The organism is bacterium (genome assembly GCA_035527515.1).
In the GTDB taxonomy this organism is placed as follows: domain Bacteria; phylum B130-G9; class B130-G9; order B130-G9; family B130-G9; genus B130-G9.
This window is the reverse complement of record DATLAJ010000176.1, coordinates 1-6,994: the sequence shown is the minus strand read 5'-3', so window position 1 is coordinate 6,994 and position 6,994 is coordinate 1. Positions and strand designations below refer to the sequence as shown.

General features: G+C 53.5%; 4 protein-coding genes. All 4 read right to left on the bottom strand.

Going from position 1 to position 6,994, the window contains the following annotated elements; all coding sequences use genetic code 11:
* Window positions 1-838: 838 nt before the first annotated feature.
* A complete protein-coding gene (locus VM163_14110; GenBank protein HUT05012.1) occupies window positions 839-1,051 on the bottom strand; it encodes a hypothetical protein in 213 nt (70 codons plus the stop codon).
* The gene (locus tag VM163_14105) at window positions 1,048-1,458 is read right to left on the bottom strand and encodes a thermonuclease family protein (protein ID HUT05011.1); all 411 of its coding nucleotides are present in this window, start codon (window positions 1,456-1,458) and stop codon (window positions 1,048-1,050) included. The genes VM163_14110 and VM163_14105 overlap by 4 nt, the downstream gene beginning before the upstream one ends.
* A 37-nt stretch (window positions 1,459-1,495) precedes the next feature.
* Window positions 1,496-1,957: a hypothetical protein gene (locus VM163_14100; protein ID HUT05010.1), complete on the bottom strand. Its 462-nt coding sequence runs from the start codon at window positions 1,955-1,957 to the stop codon at window positions 1,496-1,498.
* Window positions 1,958-2,068: 111 nt separating this feature from the next.
* A complete protein-coding gene (locus tag VM163_14095; protein HUT05009.1) occupies window positions 2,069-5,983 on the bottom strand; it encodes an SIR2 family protein in 3,915 nt (1,304 codons plus the stop codon).
* Between the last annotated feature and the right edge of the window lie 1,011 nt (window positions 5,984-6,994).

Below are 6,994 nucleotides of genomic sequence, written 5' to 3'. Positions count from 1 at the left end.
TTATCGATGTTTGGCAGCTGCCAAATCTTTACGTGTTGGTTCTCGATAACAGCGTTATCGGAACCCAACTATCCGCCCTCCATCCTTAGTTTCTCCTGAAGTGGAGCGCGTTCGTTAGCCTGCGCGAACTCTAACGGAGCGACTCCTTCTTCTCGCTAGGGTCGTGGGAACACGCTCAACGCATCGCTTAACATGCTCACCTGTCACGGGTGGGCAAGAGCTGAGCTTGCGAAGCTCGGGAACTAGAGGGCGTCCCTAATCACCCGAACACCTCGGAGGCGGAGCCGACCAGTCCTTTCTTCTCCGTTACTCCGCTCACGTCCATAGGAACTCACTCCTATCCCACTATGCGAGGGAACACTGCACGACATGTGTTCCCATCCGCTATCCCTACATACGCAAGCGCTGCTATGCGGGGGGCCGCTCAGCCCCCCTGTCCTTTCAATCAACACCCCCACCTATCAACTATGCCGGCATGTAACCATGCCCCCCCTTGACGACAGTGGACAGAACACTACAAGCGAATCGAGCTTGGCACTGACCTAGACGATATCTTCCACACTTCCGGAGGCAGACTACGAAAAAGCAAGGAGGTACAGGCCGCAGCAGACCGAGAATCTCTGCTCCACCCCGTGCCAGCGATCGCTCTTGCCCTTGCCAATAGCGGCGCTTCAGAATTTCAAGAGGGGCATATAAGAAGGTAGGGGGCGGATTTCTCGAGAGAAAGTTTTGCTCTGAATTTTACAGTCCCGACCACACGAGAAGGTTCATTGGAAGCCTATCTAAGTGGATGGCTCTCTTCTCTGCGCGGGAGGGTGTTTGGCTGCGATGAAGTCCGTTAATCCGGCTGTATCTCGCGCATCGCTTCACACGTGGCCGCAGCGCCCAGGATGCCGAACTCGCGCTGGTTGTCGTCGAGATACCTATCCTCTATCCAGCTATGCTCAATCTCTGCATACGTCGGTGTGTCGTCTGTGATGAGTCCCAGCACGAAGGCCAGGGCCGTCAGTCCGACTGCTATTGCGATTACGATGTGTCTCACTTGCATCAATGCGGCGGCTTGCATACCTTGCACGGTGTGTATCCCATGCGTTTAGCCTCAGCCAGGCTGATCGGTATCTTGCTCGTGCGCAAATATCGACAGTTCCCCCGATGATATTTGCTGCCGGTTCTCGTGATGTAAACTGTCGTCTGTCTATTCCACCTATCGGGGGGCGTCACATTCGGGCTGGGTTGATTCTTATGTGTGGATGCAGGAGACGTCCCGTGTCTGAACTCCCAAGGCGGTATAGGGCTTAAGTCGGCCCACAGACCCCGCTTGGCTTTGCGCGACTCGTTCTCCAGAAGCTCAAGAACTTTGTCGTTGGGCACATACTCGCGATACCACCAAGCATGCCCGCTGGCGACGAGCATCCTGCTCAAGTCGCGGCCGTCAATTAGGATAACATCCGCAACCATACGACCGTATGTGTAGTGCTTGGAGCCTCGGACAGGGTTAGACGGATACCGAGAAGTGCTTCACGTAACCCGGCTCGATAGTCGCAAAACGCCATATGACGAGATCGACAACAGAGACCCGGTCGGCAGTATCATCAGCTATGGCGCGACAAAGACGGTCTGGAGAATCGAAATTGGCCGCCTTTGCCACTCTGGCGAGATGCCTATCCGGTTTTGCCACGTCAAGGCCTATGTTCTTCGCAAGATGATACCGCGTAACAGGCCCAATGAAATCAAGCCTTCCCAAAAAGTAGACCCCACCAGTCTCAATAAGATGTTTGAACTTCTCAAAGCCAGCCATCGCAACCTGTCTGCAAGTGTCGATGATAGCCGAGATTTTGCGTGGATGATTGAATACCTTGAGAGCCTTGTCCCGACAGGATTTGCGGCATTTCAGCACGGCTTCTGCATCGCACCAGCCGAAAAATGCCTCCGATAACATGGGAAACAGCCCAAACAAAACAAGATGATCCTCGAGATCGATCCTGGGGCCGAGGTCGCTGCCTTCCCCCTTTGCGAGGAGGCGTTACAGCAGCCTTGAGTCCATTGGAGCAGTCTCTGTCGTCGGTCACTAGGGCTGCTGCAATACACGCTTGACCTCTGGCAACGGGCTGATTTTGGACATCGCATGCCAGTTACGGACGGCGTCAGGAATCGGCATCTTCCTACTCCGGTAAAGGCCTTGGAGACCGTAAGCCAGCTTTGCAGCAGCTCCCTGATACTTGGGTAGGTCGTGAATCGGAATCGCTGTTGGAAGGATGGAGACTCGTTGCCTTTCCGCTTCATTCGGCAACCGGGTAACCTCTTGAAGATAACCAAGAGCAGCGCAAAGCAAGCCGCATTGCCTTTCATTTAAGAGAGCAGGGAGGTTCCGAATGATGGTTGAGACCGTGTGCAGCGCCGCCAAGAGACCCGGCTGGCTTCGAGCCACAATCTTGTTGATCAGATCATTCAATAGGTCCGCAGGCGGTACGGGGATGCTGCCTCTTTCACTGTGAAGAAGCCAGAAAAAAAGACCAGAGATCGAATCATTGACTTCCTTCTCTTTCGTGGAGTTCAGCCCAACGCGAAGCCTCGAGGCGGTCTCGTCAACTAAGCCTCGCTCAATGAAAAGAGTCATGGACAAGGCCGAGAGGACACAAATTCCTGAACGGTCCATCTCATCGAGCATTTTGAGAGCGTGGTCTTTCATGCTCGAGTCATCGATTGAGCCGAGTCTGGGCAAGACCACCTCAGCCATCAATGTAACCAAAGTGTCAAAGCGCAATCGCAGCCTGTCTTTGAAGTCTCGGATCAGCTGGCCGTTCAGGAAATCGGCCTTCTCCCCAGCCCATGTGCTATCCACCTTCTGGAAGAGCGCCAGTGCCTCTTCAGCACCCCAGTCTATACATCTCATTTCCTGCTGTTCCGACGGAAACAAAGGAAGTGTTGCGATGAGCCACTCTTGAGCATACTTCTCCTCAACGAGGTGAAAATCCATACGGATACCCCCTTTATCGTCCCTGGCTATTACAGGCGGGAATGTCGTCGCCAGAAGGTGGTCGGATAGTCTCTCTTTGGCCATCCCAGGTTTCGGTTCTGGAAGGGACAGGAAGGCAGAGTCGAAGAAGAACCTAACGGATGGGAGCCTGCTCTTTGCGTTAGTTCTCGACCACAAAGCCTTAGCGAAGGAGGCTCTCTCCTCATCGGTCAATGCCTCTATCTCGTTGATCTTTGCCAACCTGCACACTGCCCGCGTCCTTGCCTCCGGCGCGCCGTCCTTCACGACACGGATGAGATTAGCGATGGGAGCGGCCCATGTGGATCGTTCGAAACCCGTGTCCAATTTCATGGCTTCTGGCCACACAATGCAATCAAAGGGCTCTACCCACCGCTCACGCATGGCCACTTTGAATCCCATCTCAGTCGGGATGGGCAGCGAGAGCAATATCGGCATTCTCTCCAGGGTCATTGATTCGGGCATTGAGGACAGGAGCTGGCGGAAAATGGCGCCAAGGGACTCGTGAAATAAATAGCATGCGGCGAAGAGATAGTGCTCATACATTCTCATTGCCGAGTCGAATAGACTCTCAAGCTGCTCAGCAGATAGCCGGAGACAGAGGCGGGATAGTAGCACTGAGAGTGTGTCAACAAGGCGTTGAGAAAAACTCGTTTGCCATAGATTGATCTCATGCTGATTCCTAGCAAGATGCCCAACTGCTTGTCCCATGCCCGTCGTGAACATGTCGTTGAGCACATTCACTTGATCTGTTGATAACGTGGCGACACGAACCCGGTCGAAATGATCCTCAATTCCCTTCTTGTTTCCCGATCTAATCATTGAGGTTAGAGACAGAAGTGGTGCAAATGGCGCCACCCATTCACAAGCCTTTATGACCATTTCAGAAGGGAGGGTGGCATGACCGCACCCACTTTCCTCAAGCATCCGAAGACAAACGAACGCCTGACGGAAATCAAAAATGCTCAAGCCCGTTGCAGCGAGGTTCGTGACGGTAACCCCTCCCCTGTCAAAATCCTTCTTGACTTGCTTGTAGCGCGAGGGTTGGGGAGGCGGTCCTGAGAGCTCTGACTCCAAGTGCTTCACCTGAGACAGGGGATTGCATGAGTATTCCTCCAGTCTTACCCATCGGTTCTTCTCTACTTGCTCAAGGTCGCTCTCGGATTTGAGTTCACGCCGGCGGATGGACCGCAAGAGGAGCATCGTCCAACCCTCTTGGGATAGAAGAGAATAATTTGCAGAATATGCATCGAGGCCGGAACGGATAGTGTTCAAGGAATCTTGGGCAACCTTCTTCGCATCTTTGAGCTCTCCGAGCTCAGCAAGTATAGACGCCCGCTTCACGTTCCAGAATGGGAGGTCTTGCACAAGAGGCCACTCGTCTATTGTCTTTCTGGCTTCCACCTGCTCTAGACGAGAGAGATGGAATAGGGCTTTCTCGTAAAACCACCTGGCCTGCCACTTCTTGTTTCGTCCCACAATCTTCTCGAGAGGACCCATCCATTGATCGAAGCTCCTCTGGTCTAGATCCTCCCTCGCCTTCCTTGCGAGCGCAAAAGCGAGTTTGACCCAACGCTCGCCGACGAGGCGCCAATCTAGGCTCCTATACTCATCCATGTCTGGCTTTATCGTGGCTCCCTCGAGCTCTACTAGGCTGGGATATGGGTTGAAGCTTCGTACAACGGCCAGCATCTTCTTGTGCCAGTGGCCGACCAGGGGCATGAAGGCTTTCTCTAAACGCCAATTCAGCTCGTAAAGCAGGAACAAGTTCTGCGGAAGTGGAAGACGCGCGACAGAGTTCAAGACCGGGTCGATCAAGTATTTGGTCTTTTCCCAGATCACATCCCTGTTTTCCGGAGGAGCAATCTCCCACCCAGGATACTTCAGCCTCTGACGTTCCCAGCTTTCACGCAGTCTCTTAAGCTTGCTCTCATCCAGTGACTCAAATGACAGGCGCTCGGGATCTTCTCTGCCCAGATCCGGAAGTGAAGCCGGCCCGGGCGGGACGGGCGGCAGACTCTCGCTTCGCTTCCAAACACTAGTTGGTGTGGGCTTCGGCCAGGTCGTCACGTCAGGCGGTTTACCATACATAAGGTCCAAGAGAAACCATTCGAGCGCCTTCGCATGGCGGATCTTAACGTCGTGCCATTCTGACTCCGGGAATATTGGTGAAAGGTCTATTGGGATTATTCCTTTAGTCTCAAGCTCCTGTCTCCTCCGCGCAGACAGACTCAAAAGGCCGCAAAGGTAAATCTTGGGTGTGTGGGCTCCCAAGTTCTCGCGTACCCAGTCAGTCCAGCATTGGAAATTAGGATCATCCCCGGAGAAGCCGATCAGGCAGAAGACGTTCTCCATAATGCTCTGCTGAACCATGTTTACGAAAGGTGCGCAATTCCTGCGGTAACTATGGTAGTCCTTTTGGGTGATGATGAATGGCCTATGGGAGGGGAAACTCCCGTGCAGTTTAACGATTCTCGGCTTCATTCGACCGGGGATGTCTTCCTGACATACGACGACATCGTATTTCTTGTCATAGATATCTGCCGAGGCTCTTTCAAGCAAAGTGTCGTAATTGGTTGTGAACACATCCGACCACGGCAGTGAGAGAAGCAATCTGTGAAGGTGGCCCGGATTATAGCTCGTGTCACGTATCTCCTCTTGAAGCAGCCTATCGAGCGCGGCACGCCCAAATGTGTGTTCGTACTCACTGGCGAGCTTCAATGCCCCAGATCCCTTAATAGCTTTCGACTTTAGCTTCTTTCTCTTTGCTTCGGGAATTGTGTCGCCGGGATAAAGGTCGTCAAAGAACCGGGAAGCTAATTCGCCCCACAATGGGCAAGGAGGAATCCTGTCAGAGGTTCTCGCCGCGTTGCGGCTAAAACCTGCCCCGACCATGACTGCTGCTTGGCCGAATTCTCGCCCGCACCATAGTCTCTTGCGTATTTGCTCTACATGACGCTGATCCGAGAAACGCTGCACGTTACTCATCTTCAATCACGTCCCTTGCCAGAACAACGGTGCTACCTAAACCAGAAGAAACCCGCCTCAATCTGATGTGCATAATACACGGGTCAGGCAATACCGGGAACCCGATACGGGAATCGGAGAATCTGTTGCCCTGATCTTTCCCATTTGGACAAAGATCAAGTGGCGATTTTGTTCAGCACTCAATTGGCTTCGGCAGGAGTAGGCGATGAGTCCCAACCCTGATCCTGAAGGGTTCACACCACCGCCGCCCGTGTTAGCAGGACATACATCTAGACACGGGAGGCTTTACAGAAACAGCCGCTTAAGAGTCTCCTTGTCCTGTTGCAGCTCATCCGGCAGGCCGGAGAAGGAGACTTTGCCGAGCTTGAGCGAATAGACACGTTGGCTGACGTGGTGGCGCTATCATGCGGGGGAACATGCGTATGCTGTTCTCCCCATCATCCTTCACCTCCCAAGGTGGGAACTACCTATGTGCATATCAACCCCCCATCACGCATGTCGTTTGAGCCGCCCCACGGGCGTGACCTCCTTGGCGGCAGTGCAACACCTGGCCCTCGGCAGTGCACGTCCTCAGAACTACAAGCCGAATTGGGACTAGCACTGACCTAGTTGATGTCTGACACTACTTCGGGAGCAGAGCGTGAGAAAGCATCGCTGTAGTGGTCATAGCAGACTAAGAATCCCTATCGTGGCCCTCGGCGGTGTAACCAGTAACCACGTGTAACCAGTTACGTAATGGTTACGCGCATGCCCTCGGCAGTGATACCACTTCAGAATTATCGAGGCTCTACCACACAGGCCTATGTAGATTCATTCGCGAGAGAAAGTTTTGCTCAGTGAAATTCTACCTCTGTGCCAACACCCTGTTTGCTTGCCATTGGAGCGGGGCTATGGGGATGGTGAGATGACCGGTGAGGGGGGGAAATTGGCATCGGGGGGGGTTGTATGCTTGAACCCCCACCGCCTTAGCATCCAGGTCATACACCCACTTCAGATTCATCAAACACCTCC

Excerpts from the sequence above, each read along its gene's own strand:
- VM163_14105 (HUT05011.1), bottom strand. The coding sequence starts at position 1,458 with ATGGTTGCGGATGTTATCCTAATTGACGGCCGCGACTTGAGCAGGATG.
- VM163_14095 (HUT05009.1), bottom strand. The coding sequence starts at position 5,983 with ATGAGTAACGTGCAGCGTTTCTCGGATCAGCGTCATGTAGAGCAAATA.